This window comes from Microvirga zambiensis WSM3693, from assembly GCF_016735695.1.
Taxonomy (GTDB): domain Bacteria; phylum Pseudomonadota; class Alphaproteobacteria; order Rhizobiales; family Beijerinckiaceae; genus Microvirga; species Microvirga zambiensis.
The window spans coordinates 53388-71068 of the sequence record NZ_JAERQD010000034.1 but is presented as its reverse complement, the minus strand read 5'-3'; the positions used below and the strand labels follow the sequence as shown (position 1 = coordinate 71068).

General features: G+C 64.9%; 16 protein-coding genes. 8 read left to right on the top strand and 8 right to left on the bottom strand.

The genetic code is table 11. The features are described from left to right. Nucleotides 1-388 precede the first annotated feature (388 nt). The 4 genes from JKL46_RS22400 (at nucleotide 389) to JKL46_RS22385 (ending at nucleotide 4672) form a co-directional block, all read left to right on the top strand. The gene (locus JKL46_RS22400) at nucleotides 389-1546 is read left to right on the top strand and encodes a ligase-associated DNA damage response exonuclease (RefSeq protein WP_246529461.1); all 1158 of its coding nucleotides are present in this window, start codon (nucleotides 389-391) and stop codon (nucleotides 1544-1546) included. After that, complete coding sequence (locus tag JKL46_RS22395) at nucleotides 1543-3417, top strand: cisplatin damage response ATP-dependent DNA ligase (RefSeq protein ID WP_201837538.1); 1875 nt, start codon at nucleotides 1543-1545, stop codon at nucleotides 3415-3417. The genes JKL46_RS22400 and JKL46_RS22395 overlap by 4 nt, the downstream gene beginning before the upstream one ends. A 2-nt stretch (nucleotides 3418-3419) precedes the next feature. Further along, the gene (locus JKL46_RS22390; RefSeq protein ID WP_201837536.1) at nucleotides 3420-3872 is read left to right on the top strand and encodes a secondary thiamine-phosphate synthase enzyme YjbQ; all 453 of its coding nucleotides are present in this window, start codon (nucleotides 3420-3422) and stop codon (nucleotides 3870-3872) included. A 128-nt stretch (nucleotides 3873-4000) separates the two neighbouring features. After that, on the top strand, nucleotides 4001-4672 hold the full coding sequence (locus tag JKL46_RS22385; protein ID WP_201837534.1) for a response regulator: 672 nt from the start codon (nucleotides 4001-4003) through the stop codon (nucleotides 4670-4672). A gap of 156 nt (nucleotides 4673-4828) precedes the next feature. Here the strand turns inward: JKL46_RS22385 and JKL46_RS22380 are convergent, their stop codons facing one another. Then, complete coding sequence (locus tag JKL46_RS22380) at nucleotides 4829-5770, bottom strand: alpha/beta hydrolase (protein ID WP_201837532.1); 942 nt, start codon at nucleotides 5768-5770, stop codon at nucleotides 4829-4831. A gap of 95 nt (nucleotides 5771-5865) precedes the next feature. On the opposite strand from JKL46_RS22380, the gene JKL46_RS22375 reads away from it, so the two are divergent. Both JKL46_RS22375 and JKL46_RS22370 read left to right on the top strand, forming a co-directional pair. Further along, the gene (locus JKL46_RS22375) at nucleotides 5866-6129 is read left to right on the top strand and encodes a DUF6460 domain-containing protein (protein ID WP_201837530.1); all 264 of its coding nucleotides are present in this window, start codon (nucleotides 5866-5868) and stop codon (nucleotides 6127-6129) included. Between the two features lie 19 nt (nucleotides 6130-6148). Beyond that, a complete protein-coding gene (locus JKL46_RS22370; protein ID WP_201837528.1) occupies nucleotides 6149-7489 on the top strand; it encodes an MATE family efflux transporter in 1341 nt (446 codons plus the stop codon). Between the two features lie 89 nt (nucleotides 7490-7578). On the opposite strand, the gene JKL46_RS22365 is transcribed toward JKL46_RS22370, so the two are convergent. Beyond that, nucleotides 7579-8664, bottom strand: a complete 1086-nt coding sequence (locus JKL46_RS22365) for a quinone-dependent dihydroorotate dehydrogenase (protein WP_201837526.1) — start codon at nucleotides 8662-8664, stop codon at nucleotides 7579-7581. Then, nucleotides 8661-9005, bottom strand: coding sequence for a DUF952 domain-containing protein (locus tag JKL46_RS22360; protein WP_201837524.1), 345 nt, complete (start codon nucleotides 9003-9005; stop codon nucleotides 8661-8663). Before JKL46_RS22360 ends, JKL46_RS22365 begins: the two co-directional genes overlap by 4 nt. Before the next feature lie 154 nt (nucleotides 9006-9159). On the opposite strand from JKL46_RS22360, the gene JKL46_RS22355 reads away from it, so the two are divergent. Further along, on the top strand, nucleotides 9160-9792 hold the full coding sequence (locus tag JKL46_RS22355) for a S24 family peptidase (protein WP_201837522.1): 633 nt from the start codon (nucleotides 9160-9162) through the stop codon (nucleotides 9790-9792). 7 nt (nucleotides 9793-9799) lie between these two features. Here JKL46_RS22355 and JKL46_RS22350 read toward each other — a convergent pair whose 3' ends face one another. Next, nucleotides 9800-11533: a lysine--tRNA ligase gene (locus JKL46_RS22350; protein WP_201837520.1), complete on the bottom strand. Its 1734-nt coding sequence runs from the start codon at nucleotides 11531-11533 to the stop codon at nucleotides 9800-9802. A gap of 105 nt (nucleotides 11534-11638) precedes the next feature. Further along, the gene (locus tag JKL46_RS22345) at nucleotides 11639-12514 is read right to left on the bottom strand and encodes a transporter substrate-binding domain-containing protein (protein WP_246529460.1); all 876 of its coding nucleotides are present in this window, start codon (nucleotides 12512-12514) and stop codon (nucleotides 11639-11641) included. A 67-nt stretch (nucleotides 12515-12581) separates the two neighbouring features. On the opposite strand from JKL46_RS22345, the gene JKL46_RS22340 reads away from it, so the two are divergent. Further along, entirely contained in the window at nucleotides 12582-14408 is a 1827-nt protein-coding gene (locus tag JKL46_RS22340; protein ID WP_201837515.1) for a glycosyltransferase family 2 protein, read from the top strand. An 88-nt stretch (nucleotides 14409-14496) separates the two neighbouring features. On the opposite strand, the gene JKL46_RS22335 is transcribed toward JKL46_RS22340, so the two are convergent. From JKL46_RS22335 to JKL46_RS22325, 3 genes are all read right to left on the bottom strand, one after another. Next, nucleotides 14497-14664, bottom strand: coding sequence for a hypothetical protein (locus JKL46_RS22335; protein ID WP_201837506.1), 168 nt, complete (start codon nucleotides 14662-14664; stop codon nucleotides 14497-14499). Between the two features lie 64 nt (nucleotides 14665-14728). Beyond that, nucleotides 14729-16918, bottom strand: coding sequence for an SF1B family DNA helicase RecD2 (gene recD2, locus JKL46_RS22330; protein WP_201837504.1), 2190 nt, complete (start codon nucleotides 16916-16918; stop codon nucleotides 14729-14731). A 92-nt stretch (nucleotides 16919-17010) separates the two neighbouring features. Beyond that, complete coding sequence (locus tag JKL46_RS22325) at nucleotides 17011-17676, bottom strand: trna delta -isopentenylpyrophosphate transferase (RefSeq protein ID WP_201837502.1); 666 nt, start codon at nucleotides 17674-17676, stop codon at nucleotides 17011-17013. Between the last annotated feature and the right edge of the window lie 5 nt (nucleotides 17677-17681).

Here is a 17681-nt window from a genome sequence, read left to right as displayed (position 1 = left end):
AAGACGTGGGTGCCCGGGACAAGCCCGGGCATGACGGCGAGGGGGCGGGCATGACGGTGGAGGGGATGATGACGGCGCAGGGTGAGATGACGGCGAGGGAAGCGTGATCCCGGGAGGAGCGTGGCGCTGTCATCCCGGACGGCGCAGCCGAGCCGGGATCCATAACCGCTGGCGCTGCAGGACCATGCGCGACGCGGATCGTCTCATGCTGAGACGGCGTGGGTCCGGATCCCCGCCGCCGCGGGGATGACAATGTCGAGGTGCTGGCGTCTCGTTCTGAAAGCGATCCCGGATTGCCTGAAGCATCCGGGATGACGACGGGAACTCCCGTCGCCGGCAGCACTTCCCCAACCTGACATCACCCGACCGAACCCTATATCCCTGATCCATGGCGCTGCGTTCCACCGACATCCTCACCCAGACCCCGCAAGGGCTCTATTGCCCCCTCGGCGACTTCCACATCGATCCGGTCCGCCCGGTGAAGCGGGCGCTGATCACCCATGGCCATTCCGACCATGCCCGCTCGGGCCACCGTTCCGTCATGGCGACGCGCGAAACCCTTCGCATCATGGGCGTGCGCTACGGCGAGGATTTTGCGGGCTCGACCCAGGAAGCGCCCCTGCGCGAAACCGTCCGCATCGGCGACGTGAGCGTGCGCTTCTCTCCGGCCGGCCATGTGCTCGGCTCGGCACAGATCGCGATCGAGGCGGGCGGCACCCGCATCGTGGTGTCCGGCGACTACAAGCGCGCAGAGGACCCGACCTGCCTTCCTTATGAAGTCGTGCCCTGCGACGTCTTCATCACCGAGGCGACCTTCGGCCTGCCGGTCTTCCGCCACCCGGATACGCGGCAGGAAGTGAAGAAGCTTCTCGATTCCGTCGAACTGTTTCCGGAGCGCGCCCATATCGTCGGCGCCTATGCCCTGGGCAAGGCGCAGCGGGTCATGGCGCTGCTGCGGGAGGAGGGCTACGACAAGCCCATCCATCTCCACGGCGCCATGGAGCGCCTGACCGAGCTCTACAAGTCGGAGGGCATCCCCTTGGGCGACACGCCGAAGGTGGTGGCCGCCGAGCGCTCGAAACTCGCCGGCGCCATCGTGATCTGCCCGCCCTCCTCGATCCAGGACCTGTGGTCCCGGCGCTTTCCCGACCCCGTCACCTGCTTCGCTTCCGGCTGGATGCGGGTGCGGGCGCGAGCCCGGCAGAAAGGCGTCGAGCTGCCGCTCGTGATCTCCGACCATTCCGACTGGGACGATCTCTGCCGCACGATCCTTGAGACCGGTGCCGGCGAGGTCTGGGTCACCCACGGACAGGAGGACGCGCTCGTCCATTGGTGCACCACCCACGGCATCAGGGCGCGGCCCCTGCACATGCTGGGCTACGGCGACGAGGGCGAAGCGGAGGAGACGGCCCACCCTCCCCTCGAGGGGGAGGGTCGCGAGCGGAGCGAGCGGGGTGGGGTGGAAACTCGACCTCCCGATGTTCGCGCTGCCACCCCACCTCGGCCTTCAGCCGATCCTCCCCCTCAAGGGGAGGATATGCAGTGAACCGCTTCGCCGCCCTCCTCGACCGCCTCGGCTACGAGCCGCGCCGCAACGCCAAGCTGCGCCTGCTCGTGGACTATTTTCGCCACACCCCGGACCCCGACCGCGGCTATGCGCTCGCCGCCATGACCGGCGCGCTGATGTTCAAGGAGGCGAAACCCGGCCTGATCCGTGGCCTGGTCGAGGAGCGGACCGATCCGGAGTTGTTTCGGATGTCGTATCACTACGTGGGAGATCTGGCCGAGACCGTGGCGCTGATCTGGCCGGCGCCGGGGCATGAGAGTGTGGCGCCTCCCTCCCCCTTGCGGGGAGGGGTAGGGGTGGGGGTCGGGAAGCAAGAACGAGGGGCGGACAACGCTGTCGCAAGCGGTCCTGCCAGCGCCTCAGAAAGCAGCCCTTTACCCGGTCGAACCACTCCCACCTCTAACTCCTCCCCGCAAGAGGGAGGAGAGATCGGGCCGGGCCACAACAACCCGCCGCCCCATGTCCCGACCCTCTCCGAGGTCATCGAGACCCTCGCGACCACGAGCAAGAGCGACCTGCCGGCGCGGATCGCCGCGTGGATGGACGCCCTCGACGAGACCGGGCGCTGGGCGCTGATCAAGCTCGTCACACGGGAATTGCGCGTCGGCGTCTCGGCCAGGCTTGCCAAGACGGCCGTCGCCCAGCTCGGCGGGATGGAGCCCGACGAGGTCGAGCTGATCTGGCACGGGCTCGAAGCCCCTTACGAGGATCTGTTCGCCTGGGTCGAGGGACGAGGCGAGAGGCCGGAATCCGGCAATCCCGCGCCGTTTCGGCCCTCCATGCTCTCGCATCCGCTGGAGGACGAGGACTTTGCCAAGCTCGACGCCTCCGATTTCCTGGCCGAATGGAAATGGGACGGCATTCGCCTCCAGGCCGCTTCCGGTCACGGCAGCGACGGGCGCCCGGTGCGGCGCATCTATTCCCGCACCGGCGAGGATGTCTCCCGCGCCTTCCCGGACCTCGTCGAGGCGCTCGATTTCGAGGGCGCGATCGACGGCGAGCTTCTGATCGTGCGCGAGGGCCGGGTCCAGAGCTTCAACGTGCTGCAGCAGCGCCTGAACCGGAAAGCGGTGACGCCGAAGTTGATCGCGGAATTCCCGGCGCATCTACGCGTCTACGACATCCTGTTCGAGGGCGAGGAAGACCTGCGTCCCCTGCCCTTCGCGGAGCGCCGCAAGCGTCTCGAGGCCCTCGTCACCCGCCTCGACGATCCGCGCATCGACCTCTCGCCCATGGTGCCCTTCGCCTCCTGGGACGATCTCGCCGCCGCCCGAGGCGACCCTGCCTCGGCCGGTGCTGGTCCGGATGCGGATGCCATCGAGGGCTGCATGATCAAGCGGGCGAGCAGCCCCTACCTGCCCGGCCGGCCCAAGGGCTATTGGTACAAGTGGAAGCGCGACCCCTACCTCGTCGACGCCGTGATGATGTACGGCCAGCGTGGCCACGGAAAGCGCTCGTCCTTCTATTCCGACTACACCTTCGGCGTCTGGCGCGACGGCCCGGACGGCGAGGAGCTGGTGCCGGTCGGCAAGGCCTATCACGGCTTCACCGACGAGGAGCTCCTGAAGCTCGACCGCTATGTCCGCAACCACACGGTCAAACGCTTCGGGCCTGTGCGGGAGGTGGAATACGGCAAGGATCGCGGCCTCGTGCTGGAGGTCGCCTTCGAAGGCCTGCAGCGCTCGACGCGGCACAAATCCGGCGTCGCCATGCGTTTTCCCCGCATCAGCCGCATCCGCTGGGACAAGCCGGCGGCGGAGGCCGACCGGATCGAGACCCTGGAAAAGATCCTGGAGCGCGGCGAGAAGGAGATCCATCCTCTGAAGGACAGAGAGGCAAACGAGGCGTGACGATGCTGAATGTGGAAACCCTCTCCGAGGGAAGCGTGACGCAGCAGGTGAACGGCCGGCTCGTGATCGAAACCGAGGGTCAGGGCTTCACCGAGATCACGGACGCCGTCTCGCGCTGGGTGTTCGGCACCGGCATCCTGAACGGACTGCTGACCGTGTTCTGCCGCCACACCTCGGCCTCCCTGACGATCCAGGAGAACGCCGATCCGGATGTGCGCCGGGACCTGCTGACCGCCCTCGACCGCCTGGCGCCGCGGGAGGCGGATTATGTCCATTCCACGGAGGGCCCGGACGATATGCCGGCCCATATCCGGACGATGCTCACCGACGTGACCTTGAGCATTCCGGTGGTCGAGGGCCAATTGGTGCTCGGTACCTGGCAGGGGATCTACCTCGTCGAGCACCGGGACGGCTCCCAGACCCGCGATCTTATTTTTCACCTGATCGGGGCGTAATCCACATGATTGGATGCTCTGTCTCCATACTTTCCCTTAGAAAAACCAAGGCATTCGAATGCCGCCTTGCTATTTCCTCGGGGAAGCGGCTAAGGCATCATGGTTGCGTCTCGGGGGAGTAGGCCCACGTGCAAAGTCAGACCACCACGATCATCATTGCCGACGACCATCCGTTGTTTCGTGGCGCCCTGAGGCAGGCCATCGCCTCCACCATGCCTCAGGCCCGGGTGGTCGAGGCGAGCGGCATGGAGGATCTGAACGCCACCCTCACCCAGGAGCGGGACGTCGATCTGATCCTGCTCGACCTGACCATGCCGGGCGTGCAGGGCTTTTCCGGCCTGATGTCGCTCAGGGCCCAATATCCCGAACTGCCCGTGATGATCGTGTCCGCGACCGAGGAGCCGACCGTGATCCGCCGGGCCATGGATTTCGGCGCCTCCGGCTTCATCCCGAAATCCGTCGACGTCGACAGCATCGGCGATGCCATCAAGGCGGTTCTCGCCGGCGATACCTGGACCCCGCCGGATGTGGATCTCTCCGCCGCCGAGGATGCGGAGACCGCCGATCTCGTGCGCCGTCTCGGCACCCTGACCCCACAGCAGGTGCGCGTGCTCACCATGCTGTCCGAGGGCCTGCTCAACAAGCAGATCGCCTACGAACTCAGCGTCTCCGAGGCCACGGTGAAGGCCCATGTCTCGGCCATTCTCGACAAGCTCGGCGTCGACAGCCGCACCCAGGCCGTCATCGCGGCCTCGAAGATCGGCATGACCCAGCGCCCCTCCCCGGCCGGGGCCGATTAGGTAGCGAAAGCACCCCCTGAGCCTCATCCTGAGGAGCGCCGAAGGCGGTGTCTCGAAGGATCGGGGCGCCTCCAGAGAGTACTGGAGCCTCCTTCGAGACGCCTGCTGCGCAGGCTCCCCAGGATGAGGATGGAATTTTCCCGATACAGTAGAAATTCAGAGCTCTGCGATAAACCCGTCGATCCGCGACAGCGCCTGCTCGCTCATGGCGCTGTCGAAGCGAATGAACACATGGCAGCCGCCGGGCCAGATTGCGAGATCGGCCTTGTTGCCCGCCGCCGCCCAGCGCGAGGCCATGAACAGCGTGTCGTCGAGCAGCATGTCTTGCGTGCCGACGGAGAACAGGGCCGGCGGCAGGCCGTTGAGATCGGCATAGAGCGGCGACAGGTCGGGATCGCGCCGATCGGGGACATGGCCGCAGAAATTCTCGGCAAAAACCCGCACGTCGTTCGTGTTGAGGATCAGCCGCTCAGGCCCCCAGTGCCGCACGCTCGGCGTGAGGGTAAGGTCGTAGCAGCCGGCGAAGAGGTTGGCGCCCCGGAAGGGGTTGAGGCCGTGCCGGTCCCGCAGGCGCAGGATGGTCACCGCCGAGAGATGGGCGCCCGCCGACTCGCCACCGATGAACAGGCGCGAGGTGCCGAAGCGGCTCTCCATTTCCTGGATCACCCACAGGGCCGCCGCCTCACAATCGTCGGGCGCGGCCGGATAGGGATCTTCCGGGGCGAGGCGGTACTCGACGGACACCACCGCCAGCCTGCACCTTTCCGCGAGACGGTCGAGCCAAGGGTCCTGCTCGTCGGCGGTGCCCCAGGTCCAGCCGCCGCCATGGATGTGGAAATAGACCCCGCGCGGGTTCTCCGGCGCGATGATCCGCAAGGGGATGGGACCGGCAGGACCGTCGATCGACATGATCTGCGCCCGAGGGCTCAGGGGCATCAAGGGAAAGGGCCCCAGACCTTGGCGGCGGCGCTCGCGCACCAGGGCCGGAGGCACCGACATCGGATCCGGCAGAGCGGCGAGCTTCGCCACGATATCGGCATTCTGAGCGCGGATCTCGTTGCTGACGGCGGCAGGGTCGAAGAGGGTAGGATCGATCATGCGAAACTCTGGAAGGTTGCGTTCGTCGCCGGTGCCTGCGATGAAGCACACGCAAAGCCACAGGTCCAGTTACGCTTTCTGACGAGATCGAGGATATGTCCAACCTGAACCGTTTTCTCGGCGGCTCTCCCGGCTCCGTGCTGGTGAAGCTGATCTTCCTGTCCCTCCTCGTCGGCGCCTTCCTGGCCTTCCTCGACATCACTCCGTTCGGGCTGATCGAGGGGCTGTTCAACTGGATCAGCTCGGTCCTGGATCTCAGCTTCGAGACGGTGCGCGAGGTCGCGCTCTGGGCCGTCTACGGCGCGGTCATCGTCGTGCCGCTCTGGCTGATTTCCCGCCTGTTCGGCAGCCGGCGCTGAGCCTCTCCTAAGGATCATCATGGACGGCTCCTTCCCTGGACAGCGGCTCGAAATCTCCCATCGGCGCATGCTGATGCTTGCCCTGCCGATGACCCTGTCGCATGTGACGACCCCGCTGCTCGGCCTCGTCGATGCGACGGTGATCGGACGGCTCGGCGAGGCGCATCTGCTGGGCGCGGTGGCGCTCGGAGCCGTGATCTTCGACTTCGTGTTCTGGAGTTTCGGATCGCTGCGTATGGCGACCGCCGGCCTGACCGCGCAGGCGACCGGCGCCGGTAATCGGCACGAAGTCGACCTGACGCTGGCCCGTGCCTTCCTGGTGGCCGGTGCGACGGGCCTGCTGCTTATCCTGCTGCAATGGCCGATCGCAAAACTCGCCTTTTCCATGGCCGGCGCGAGCCAGGCGGTGACCGAGGCGCTGGCGACCTATTTCTTCATCCGCATCTGGGCGGCACCCTTCACGCTCGCGAATTACGTGATCCTGGGTTCAACCCTTGGGCGCGGCCGCACCGATCTCGGCCTCCTGCTGCAGGTGGCGATCAACGTGGCCAATATCGTGCTGACGATGGCGCTCGTGCTCGGCTTCGATCTTAGCATCGCGGGCGCCGCCATCGGCACGGCGCTGGCGGAAATTCTGGGCGTCGGCCTCGGGATCGTGGTGCTGCGTCGTCTCGGCTCGAACCCGCTCGCCGTCACGTGGCGTGAAGTGATGAACCGCGCGGCGATGCTGCAGACGCTCGCCATGAACCGGGACATCATGATCCGCAACGTGGCGCTGATCCTCGCCTTCTCGATCTTCAGCGCGATGGGTGCCCGGTCGGGCGATGTGACGCTCGCCGCCAATGCAGTGCTCTACAACATGTTCCTGATCGGCGGGTATTTTCTCGACGGCTTTGCCACCGCCGCCGAAACCCTGTGCGGCCAGAGCATCGGCGCCCGCGACGAGCGCAGCTTCCGCCGTGCAATCAACTTGAGCCTTGGATGGAGCCTCGGCTTCGGCATGGCGGTCTCAGGGCTCTTCCTGATCGGCGGCGGCGCCTTCATCGACTTCGTGTCGACGAATGCGGAGGTGCGCTCCTATGCGCGGGAATATCTGGTCTTCGCGGCGCTGACGCCCCTCTTCGGCGCCGCTGCCTTCGCCTTCGACGGCATCTATACCGGTGCGACCTGGACCCGGTCCATGCGCGATCTCATGGTCGTCGCCCTCGCCCTGTACGGCACCGTCCTCCTCGCTGCGGGCAGCCTCGGCAACACGGCGCTGTGGATCGCCCTTCTCGCTTTCCTGAGCGCGCGGGGCCTCGGCCAGTTCCTGCTCTATCCGCGGCTGGCCAGGAAGACATTCGCCTCCATCGCGCCTTAGAGCTGTTTCCACTGACATGGAATCAGCTCTTCTCTTTGCTTTGCCGCATTTTTTGACGGCGAACCGGATCCACTTCGCCGAAAAATGCTCTAGAAGCGTCCCTGCGCGATTGCGACGGCATCGCGACCGACGGCCTGTGCGAGCGATGTTTTTTCCGCTTCGAGAATCCGCACGAGTCCGCGCTTGATGTCGCCGATGAGGCCTGGCCCCTTGTAGACCATCGCCGAATAGAGCTGAACGAGGCTCGCCCCCGCGCGGGTTTTGGCCCAGGCAGCCTCCGCTGAATCGACACCGCCCACACCGATGAGGGGGATCTGGCGTTCCACGCGCAGGAAGGTTTCCGCAAGAATCCTCGTCGAAGGGACAAACAACGGCTTGCCCGAGAGCCCGCCGGTTTCCGCAGCCAGTTCCTTCTCCTGCAAGTTGTCGGGCCGGGCGATGGTGGTGTTGGATACGGTAAGCCCGTCGACACCACGCCTCAGCGCCGTGGTGACTATCGCATCGAGCGCGTCGAGCGAAATGTCCGGCGCGATCTTCAGCAGGATGATCGTCTTGCGCCGTCCGTGATCCGCCTTGTCGCGCGCATCGATGCTGCGCGCGAGCAGGTCGTCGAGGAACGCCTCGCCCTGCAGGTCGCGCAGGCCCGGCGTGTTCGGCGACGACACGTTGATGGTCAGGAAATCGGCGAGCCCGCACAGGCGCTCGATGCAGAGCACGTAATCGGCGATGCGATCCGTCGAATCCTTGTTGGCGCCGATGTTGACGCCGACGATGCCCGGACGGCCGCGGCGGTTCACGAGACGCAGGCGCGCTGCATCGAGGCCCTCGCTGTTGAGGCCGAAGCGGTTGATCACCGCTTCGTCGCGCGCGAGCCGGAACACCCGCGGACGGGGATTGCCCTCCTGCGGCTTCGGCACGACGCCGCCGAGTTCGACGAAGCCGAAGCCGAGGCCGAGAAGCTGATCCGGCACCTCGCATTGCTTGTCGAAGCCTGCAGCGAGTCCGACGGGATTGGGGAAGCGCCGGTCGAACACATTGACCGAGAGGCGCGCGTCGTCCGCAGGTGCCGTCGATATGGGCATCAGCGACAGCGCACGGATCGTCAGCTGATGCGCCGTTTCCGCATCGAGTGCGTGAAGGGCGGGTTTGGCGAGGGAAAAGAGCGAGCCGATCATTGCGAGAGATCCGGAAAGATGTGGCTGCCATCGGTGCCGAGAGGAAGCGGCTTCACCCACAGAACGGACGAAAGAGGCAGCGGGGCATAGAGATGGGGAAACAGGTCGCCGCCGCGTGACGGCTCGTAGCGCAAGGCGGTGCCGAGCGAGTCGGCGTCGATGGCGATCAGCAGAAGATCGGTCTGGCCTGCGAAGTGCTTTTCCGCCGTCTCGCGGACCTGTTTTTCTGTGGAGAAATGGAGGTACCCATCCTTTACGTCGATGGGTGCTCCCGCAAAAGAGCCCGCCTTTTCGGCGGTTTGCCAGAGCAAAGCGGGGCAGATTTTATAAATAACGTGCATGAAACCTCGATTATCGATGCGTCACGTCCGGAGCAACCCGGATTAGACATATTGTCTCAAGAGTTTGTTGGTATTCGTTGCCGTTTTCGGCCACACTTAATTCCTAATCATAGGTTCCATTTCATCGAGTTTCGCTCTTTGCGAGGCCAGCACGATGTTATCTCACGAGCGCGTTTGGGCTGCTATCGATGCCTTGGCATCGCGGCACGGCATGACCGCATCCGGACTGGCGCGCAAGGCCGGTCTCGATGCAACCAGCTTCAACAAGTCGAAGCGCGTGAGCCCGGAGGGCCGGGAGCGATGGCCCTCCACGGAGTCGATCTCCAAGATCCTCAAGGCCACCGGTGCGACCCTGGAGGATTTTCTCCGCCTCGTCGAGCCGTCCGGTTCGCTCCGCCGCTCCATGATCCCTCTGATCGGCATGGAGGAGGCCAAATCGGGCAAGGTGTTCAACGAGGAGGGCATGCCAAACGAGGGGCCGGGCTGGGACGAGATCGAGTTCCCCGATTTCGGGCAGGAGAAGGTCTTTGCCCTCGAGGTCACCGGCGACGGCCTTGGCCCGCTCTATCGCGACGGCGACATTCTCATCGTCTCGCCGACCGCCAGCACCCGCAAGGGCGACCGCATCGTCGTGTGCACGACGGGCGGGCAGATCCTGGCCCAGGAGCTCAGGCGCCGCTCGGCCAAGACCCTCGAAATGATGTCGCTCGCCAAGGATCAGGAAGACCACGTGATCCCGGCAGAGGAGATCTCATGGTCCGCCCGCATCATGTGGGCACGCCAATAGCCGCTTCTCAAGCCGCGCGGTTGGCCTCGCGCTGCTTCAGGAACGCCTCGTGCTCGCGCACGAGTTCACCGTCGAGCGCCTTGCGTATCAGCGCGCGCGTCTCCGTCACCCCGTAAAGAGCGGTGAACGAGCCGAAGCGCGGGCCGCGGGGCTCGCCCAGAAGCACCTGATAGATCGTGTTGAACCACTCGATGGATACGCCGGGCCTCTCGGGCGTCGCGCCCTTGGCCTTGAGATCCTGATAGCGCGGCTCGGCGCGGCCGACATTGTAGATCTCTTCCTGGATCGCCTCCGCGGTCGCGGGCCGCTCTCCGGTTTCGAAGGATCCGAGAACCTCCTCGAGCCGGCGCAGCGAAGCGGCCTCGACGTCGTCAGCCAGGCGATAGGTCTTCTGCGGCTTCACGAAATCCTCGAAATAGCGCACGGCGCGCTTCACGAGGCTGTCGAGACGCGGATGCGTTTCAGGCGAGACACCCGGTGCGTAGCGGCGAATGAAGCCCCACAGCACGCTGGGATCCTCCGAATTCGCCACAGCGACGAGATTGAGCAGCATGGAGAAGGAGATCGTCGTGCCGGGCTGATTGCCGCTGCCGGACGAGACCAGCTCCGGGGCCGGCGGCTCGCCGGCATGGAGATGCCAGACCGGGTTCATCAGCCGCGCCTTCGCGTCCTGCGCCGGGTATTTCTCCAGGAAGGTCAGGTAGTCGTCCACCTGCCGCGGGATCACGTCGAAATAGAGCTTCTTCGCCTCGCGGGGCTTGCTGAACATGAACAGGCGCAGGCTGTCTGGCGTGCCATAGGTCAGCCACTCGTCGATGGTGAGGCCATTGCCCTTCGACTTGGAGATCTTCTGGCCCTTGTCGTCGAGGAACAGTTCGTAGTTGAACCCGTCCGGCGGCAGGCCGCCGAGCGCCTTGGCGATCTCCCCTGAGAGCTTCACGCTGTCGATCAGATCCTTGCCGGCCATCTCGTAATCGACGCCGAGCGCCACCCAGCGCATGGCCCAGTCGGGCTTCCATTGCAGCTTGGCATGGCCGCCCGTGACCGGCGTCTCGAAGCGCTCGCCCGTATCGGGATCGCGCCACACGATCGTGCCGGCGTCGAGCTTGCGCTCGTCGATTGGCACCTGCATCACGATGCCGGTCTTTGGATGAACCGGCAGGAACGGCGAATAGGATTGCTGACGCTCCTCGCGCAAGGACGGCAGCATGATCGCCATCACGGCGTCGTAGCGCTCGAGCACGGTGAGCAGGGTCTTGTCGAAGCGGCCCGCCTTGTAGCACTCGGTCGCCGACAGGAACTCGTAGTCGAAGCCGAAGGCATCGAGGAATTCGCGCAGGCGCGCATTGTTGTGATGGGCGAAGCTCTCATGCGTGCCGAACGGATCCGGCACCTGGGTCAGCGGCTTGCCGAGCGCCGAGGCCACCAGCTCCTTGTTCGGAACGTTGTCCGGCACCTTGCGCAGGCCGTCCATGTCGTCCGAGAAGGCGATAAGCCGCGTCGGGATGGTGTCGCCGGTCAGCACCCGGAAGGCATGGCGCACCATGCTGGTGCGGGCGACCTCGCCGAAGGTGCCGATATGCGGCAGGCCCGAGGGGCCGTAGCCCGTCTCGAAGAGAGCCTCCTTCTTGCCGGTCCGTTTGAGCCGCTCGACGAGCTTGCGCGCCTCCTCGAAAGGCCAGGCATTGGCAGTCTGGGCGGCTTCAATCAGGGCAGGATCGAGGGTCAGGGGTCGAGACATGGGCCTAGTGCTTGCAGGAAAAGTGCTTCCAGAAGCGCGGCACACTAGGGACCAGACCCCTTAGGGTCAATGCGGTAAACCTGCCTTCCCTTGAGCAAGAGAGACTTAGAAGGGGCTGGTGGGGAAGAAGCGCAGATATAGTTCGGCGTATTTGCCCTCCTTCCAGAGCTGCTGCAGGGCGAAGTCGAGCGCCCGGCGCAGGGCCTCGTCGTCGGTGCGGGTGATGAAGCCGATGCCCTCGCCGAAGAAACGGCTCTCCAGATAGGGACCGCCGGAGAAATCGCAGCAGCCCCCGGCATCCTCGCCGCCGATCCAGAGGGCAAGGCTGAGGCCATCGGCGAAGAGATAGTCGACCTCGCCGGCCTTCAGGGCGCTCTGGGCGGCAGCGAGTTCCGGATAGGGCTTGAGCGTCCCACCCGTCATGAACGCCTTCGCGAAGGCCTCATGGGCCGTTCCGCCGACGACGCCGATGGTCTTGCCCTGCAGGGCTTTGGCCTCAGGGGCCGGCTGGTTGCGATCCTTGCGCACGGCGAAGCGGGCGGGGATCCTGAAATAAGGTGCCGTCACGGCGAAGCGACGCCGCAAATCCGCCGAGACGGGAATGGCAGCCGCCACCACGTCCCCCTCCCGATTGTTCAGGGCGTCGAGCAGCATGTCGAAGCGGCGGACCTGGATGGTGCAGGTAAGGCTCAGGCGCTCGCAGGCCGCGCGGGCCAGTTCCACCGACAGCCCGGTCGGATTGCCGTCCAGCCCCGGGAAATGAAGCGGGGGGAAATCGTCATCAACGAGGAAGCGGATCGTGCGCGTCGCCGGAATCTCCGGCCGGTCGAGCTGCGCCCTGGGGTCCCAGAAATTCGGGATCGTCACGCTCTGTGCCTGCGCAGCGCCCGACAGCAGCAATCCCCCAATGGCCGCGATGAGCCGGAGGGACTTGATCTTGGAGGGGAAGCGCGCAACCAATGTAACGATATCTCGAAGCATAAACCGACATTCTCTTGAACGCAGCCAGGCATCCATCAAGAACGCCGACTGAAAGCGCCCTCTGCTCATGACGGAGGGTCTAGCGGAGAGGCGGCCACAGTCAACCGCGCTGCCGATAGAGATCGGCTTCCTGGCCGATCACGGCTATTCGCCCGAGATCCTGCACCAGGCCGCTTTCCTCGCGACTCTCGCCGGCGTTACGGCGGACGAAGCCCTGCTGAAGCATGGCTTGATCGGGGAAACCGAGTTCTATCGGGCTCTCGCCGCCGAACTGAAGGTGCCCTTTCTCGCCCGCCCGCACATCTCGCGGGAAGCCCGCTACCCCTACAGCCTCCTGGCCGGGCTCGCGCCGCTGGCCGGTCCGGGAGGTGGTTTCGTCGCTACTCCTCGGGGTGGCAGTCTCATCCGTCTCCTCACCACTCGACAGGCATGGCCGCTTGCCATCACGACCCCGAGCGGCTTGCGGCAGGCCGTGTTCCGGACGAAGGCGGGGTCCATTGCCGATCGGGCAGCCTACGATCTCCGCGAGGCGATGCCGGATCTGGCGACCGATGTCGGCTATGGCCAGCTCGCCATCCTGTTCATCACCCTCACCGGACTTGTCTTCTTCGGCGCGCTGCTCCCGGAACGGACTCTGGCCGTGCTCGGCGTTGCCCTGAGCCCGCTGTTCTTCGGCATGGTCGTCCTGCGGATCGCGGCAACGCTCGTGAGCAATCCCGTCGAGCCGGCTGCTCGACCGCTGCGCGCCAGCGATGCGGATCTTCCGGTTTATACGATCATCGCGGCGCTCTACCGGGAAAGGCGCGTCGTTGCCCGCCTCATCCAGGCCCTGTCGCAGCTCGATTATCCTGAGGCAAAACTCGACATCAAGCTCGTGCTCGAAGCCGACGACCGGGAGACATGGGACGCTCTGCGAGACATCGTCCTGCCCGGCAATATGGAAATCGTGATTGCGCCGCGAGGCTCGCCCCGCACGAAGCCGCGGGCGCTCAACGTCGCCCTGCCGCTCGCGCGGGGCCGCTATACTGTCGTCTACGACGCGGAAGACGTGCCCGATCGGGGCCAGCTGCGTCTCGCCGTCGACAGGTTCGCCAAGCTTCCGCGCCACGTCGCCTGTCTTCAGGCCCGACTGACCATCGACAATACCGACGATTCCTGGCTCACGCGGCTTTTCACCATCGAGTATGCGGCCCTGTTCGATGCGTTCAATCCGGGCCTTGCGGAGATCGGCAGCCCGCTTCCCCTGGGCGGCACGTCGAATCATTTCCGCACCTCCGTCCTGAAGGACATCCACGGATGGGATGCCTGGAACGTCACGGAGGACGCCGATCTGGGCATTCGCCTGGCGCGTCTCGGCTACGGAGTCCGAGACCTTTCCTCCTCTACCCTCGAGGAAGCTCCCGTCACGTTAGGAGCCTGGATGCGGCAGCGGACCCGGTGGATGAAGGGCTTTGTGCAAACCGCCACGAGCCATTCGCGCAAGCCATGGACCCTGTTCCGGCAATTGGGTGTCTGGCGCTTCTGCGGCGCTCTCGTGCTGACCTGGGGCATCGTCCTCAGCGCTCTGGTCTACCCTCTCTTTTCGGGACTGACCCTGATCTGGTGGCTATCCGATACGACCTGGTTCCCCACATCGCAGCAGGAGCGGATCGGGTTCACCTACATTCTCACACTTTCGGTATGCGGCGCGGCATCGATCTTCATTCCGGCGCTAGTCGCCCTGCATCGACGCCGCCTCTGGCGGCTCCTCCCCTGGATGCCCCTGCTCCCGTTCTATTACGGGCTCGTCAGCATCGCGGCCTGGCGGGGATTATGGGAATTGGCGACGGCGACCTTCCGATGGAACAAGACCAGCCACGGTCATGCCCGGACCTCGCGCAGCGGCACGATTTAGAGCCGCTTCCGCTTCCGTGGAATCGGCTCTCTTCTTTGCTTTTCCGCATTTTTTTCGGCGAACCGGACCCACGTCGCCGAACAATGCTCTAGAAGCACCAGGCGAGGGTCGTCAGCACAAGGTCGTTGAAGATCGCACCGCCATAGTGCCACCAGAGCAGGCCGCCGGAGGCGACGAGGCACAGCACGGCGCCGGCGATGAGGCTTACGCGAGCCCGCCGCTCCTGCTGATCTATCTGCTCCGCTTCGACGCTCATTCCTGATGCTCAAAGGCTATGCTCGATAACGACTATAGATGGCTCCGGATCCGAGCGAAAGGGATCAGGCCGCAAGCCAGGTCCGCAGCCGCGTCAGCCTGGGCTCGTCCTCGCGGGCCACGGCCTGGGCCAAAGCCGTCCGGCTTCCGACAACGATCACGAGACGACTTGCCCGCGTCACGGCCGTATAGAGCAGCTTGCGCCGCAGCATGGAGGCCTGCTGGGCGGCGATCGGGACGATCACGGCGGGATATTCCGACCCTTGCGCCTTGTGGATCGTCACGGCATAGGCAAGCGCCAGTTCGTCGAGTTCCCTCAGCGTGTAGACCACCCGCCTCTCGTCGAAGGCCACGGTGAGCTCGCCATGGTCGCGCCTCACCTCGCGCACGATCCCGACCTCGCCGTTGTAGACGTCCCGTTCGTAATCGTTGCGCACCTGCATGACCTTGTCGCCGGGACCATAGATCCATCCGGCACGATGCAGGCTGTCGGCTCCCGGCGGATTGAAGATCTGCTGCAATTCGCCGTTCAGGAGATGCGTGCCGAGACGCCCGCGATTCATGGGGCACAGCACCTGCACGTCGCGCACGGGATCGAAGCCGAATTTTCGCGGAATGCGGTCGCGGATCAGGATCGTGATCTTGGCCATCGCATCGGCCGGCGTGTCGGCTTCGACGAAGTAGAAATCGGAATCCGGCTTGTGCGCCAGATCGGGCACGAGACCGCGATTGACGGCATGCGCGACGGTGAGGATGCTGCTTTCCCGCTCCTGTCGGAAAACCTCCTTCAGATGCACGACGGGAACAGCATTGGACGCGATGACGTCGGACAGGATCTGCCCAGGGCCGATGGAGGGGAGCTGATCGACATCGCCGACGAGAAGCAGGCATGCCTCATCCGGCAGGGCGCGCAGCAGCGCCGCCGTGAGGCGGATGTCGAGCATCGAGGCTTCGTCCACGACCAGGAGGTTGCAATCGAGCGGTGTCTTGGCGTTGCGCCGAAAACCGCCCTCCGACGCTTCCAGAAGCCGATGCACGGTCCTGGCAGGAAAGCCGGTGCTCTCGCTGAGACGCTTCGCCGCCCGCCCAGTCGGTGCGCATAAGGCGACGCGCAGCTCGTGCTTCGCGCAGAGATGCGTCAGGCTTCTGATCAATGTCGTCTTGCCGACACCGGGACCGCCGGTGACGACGAGCACCTTCGCGCGGCACGAGACAGAAAGCGCCTCACGCTGGCTTGCCGAATAAGTCACGCCGATGGCTGCCTCGGCCTCGGCGATGACCTGCGCCGTGTCGAGACCGCGCCACGGGTGGAAGCCCTGAGCGATCTCCTTCAGGCGCTGCGCAATGAAAATCTCTGCGCCGTAGAGGCTCTTCAGGAAGATGCAGCGGCGTCCGTCGTGCTCATCGGACATGAGCTGGCCAGAGGCGCATTGCGCGTCGAGCACCGGCGCGAGCTGCACCCTGGGAACGTCGAGCAGGACGCTTGCCTGGCGCAGGAGATCCTCGGCCTGCATGCCGGAATGGCCCTCCTTCACCGCTTCCGACAGCACATCGATCAGCCCAGCCTGCAGCCGCATTTCCGCCGTCGGATCGATCGTGAGCTGCATCGCCACCTGATCGGCGAGGGAGAATTCGAATCCCGGAATATCGAGGGCGAGCCGATAGGGATTGGCCGAGACGATGTCGATGGCGCCGACGCCATAAGCCCGGTAGATGCGCGTGAGCAGGAAACCGCCGATCCCATGCGCATTCAGGAAGGTGGCGATGTCCTTCAGGGCGCGGTGCTCTGCCCAGGCCTCGCCGATCCCGAGCGCCTTCGCCATGCCGATGCCGTGCACCTGCGTGAGCTCATGCGGTTTTGTTTCAATGACATCGAGAACGCGCGGTCCGAAGGCCTCGATCAGCCGCCGTGCGACGGAGGGGCCGACGCCTTTCAGGAGGCCGGAGCCGAGGAAGCGCTGCAGGTCTTCCGCCGTCGTCGGCGTCGAAGTCTTCAGCCGTCCTGCGCGAAATTGGATGCCGTGATTGCGGTCATGCAGCCATTCGCCACTTGCCTCGACGACTTCGCCGATGGCGACAGACGGTGCATGGCCGACGACGGTCACGGGCTTGCGATGCCCGCGCGCCTTGACGCGCAGCACGCAGAAGCCGGTTTCATCATTGTGGAACGTCACCCGCTCGATCGAGCCGACGAGATGCTCGGCAAGGGACAGCGCCTCCTGATCGGAAGCGGCCAAGGCGGATGATGTCGGCATCGATCAGAGCAAGACCATGAGCGCCAAGGCACTATGAGGAATAGAAAAGGGCGAGACAGTTGATACCGTCTCGCCCACAATCGAAGCGAAATTCAGGCCGCCTTCTTGGTCGGCCAGCCGAGCTCGACGAGGCGCGCTTTGGCAAAGTCGCGGATCTCGTCGCGGATGCCCTCGGGCAGATCGGCCAGCAGCTTCTGCGTGTCGGCATGCAGCATGAGGTCCGTGACGGCGTTGATGTTCTTCGCCTTCTTGATCTTCGTCTTCAGATCGTCCTCGACCTTGCCGTCGCCGGCTGTTGCTTCAACCTTGCCTTTCTGCGGCTCGGTCTTCTCGATCTCGACCTGCGGGTCGGTGAAGCCGGGCCGGCCCTGTTTGAACTCGTCGGCCTCTTCCTCGGAATAGACATAGCCGTGCAGCTCGATGAGCTTGAGGATCACCCGGTCCTTGGCGCGCTTCTCGGCCATGGCATAGACATAAGCCGCCTGCTTGCCGGAGACGCGGTAGTTCACGCCGATCAGCGCCTCGCCGATCGACCATTCCACGCGCTCGCCCATGCGGCCCGTGACCTGAATGACGGCCTCGTCGCGCTCGGCACGGATGATCTTCGGCTCATCGAAGGCGACATTCGCCTGGGCTGCGATGCGCTCGAGTGTCTTGTGATAGATGACCGCCGTGCCCTGGACGCGCCAGACGTTCCCGGCCATCGGCTCGCCGAACTTGGCAAGCACCTCGGAAATTTTCTTGTCCGTCGTATTCATCCTCG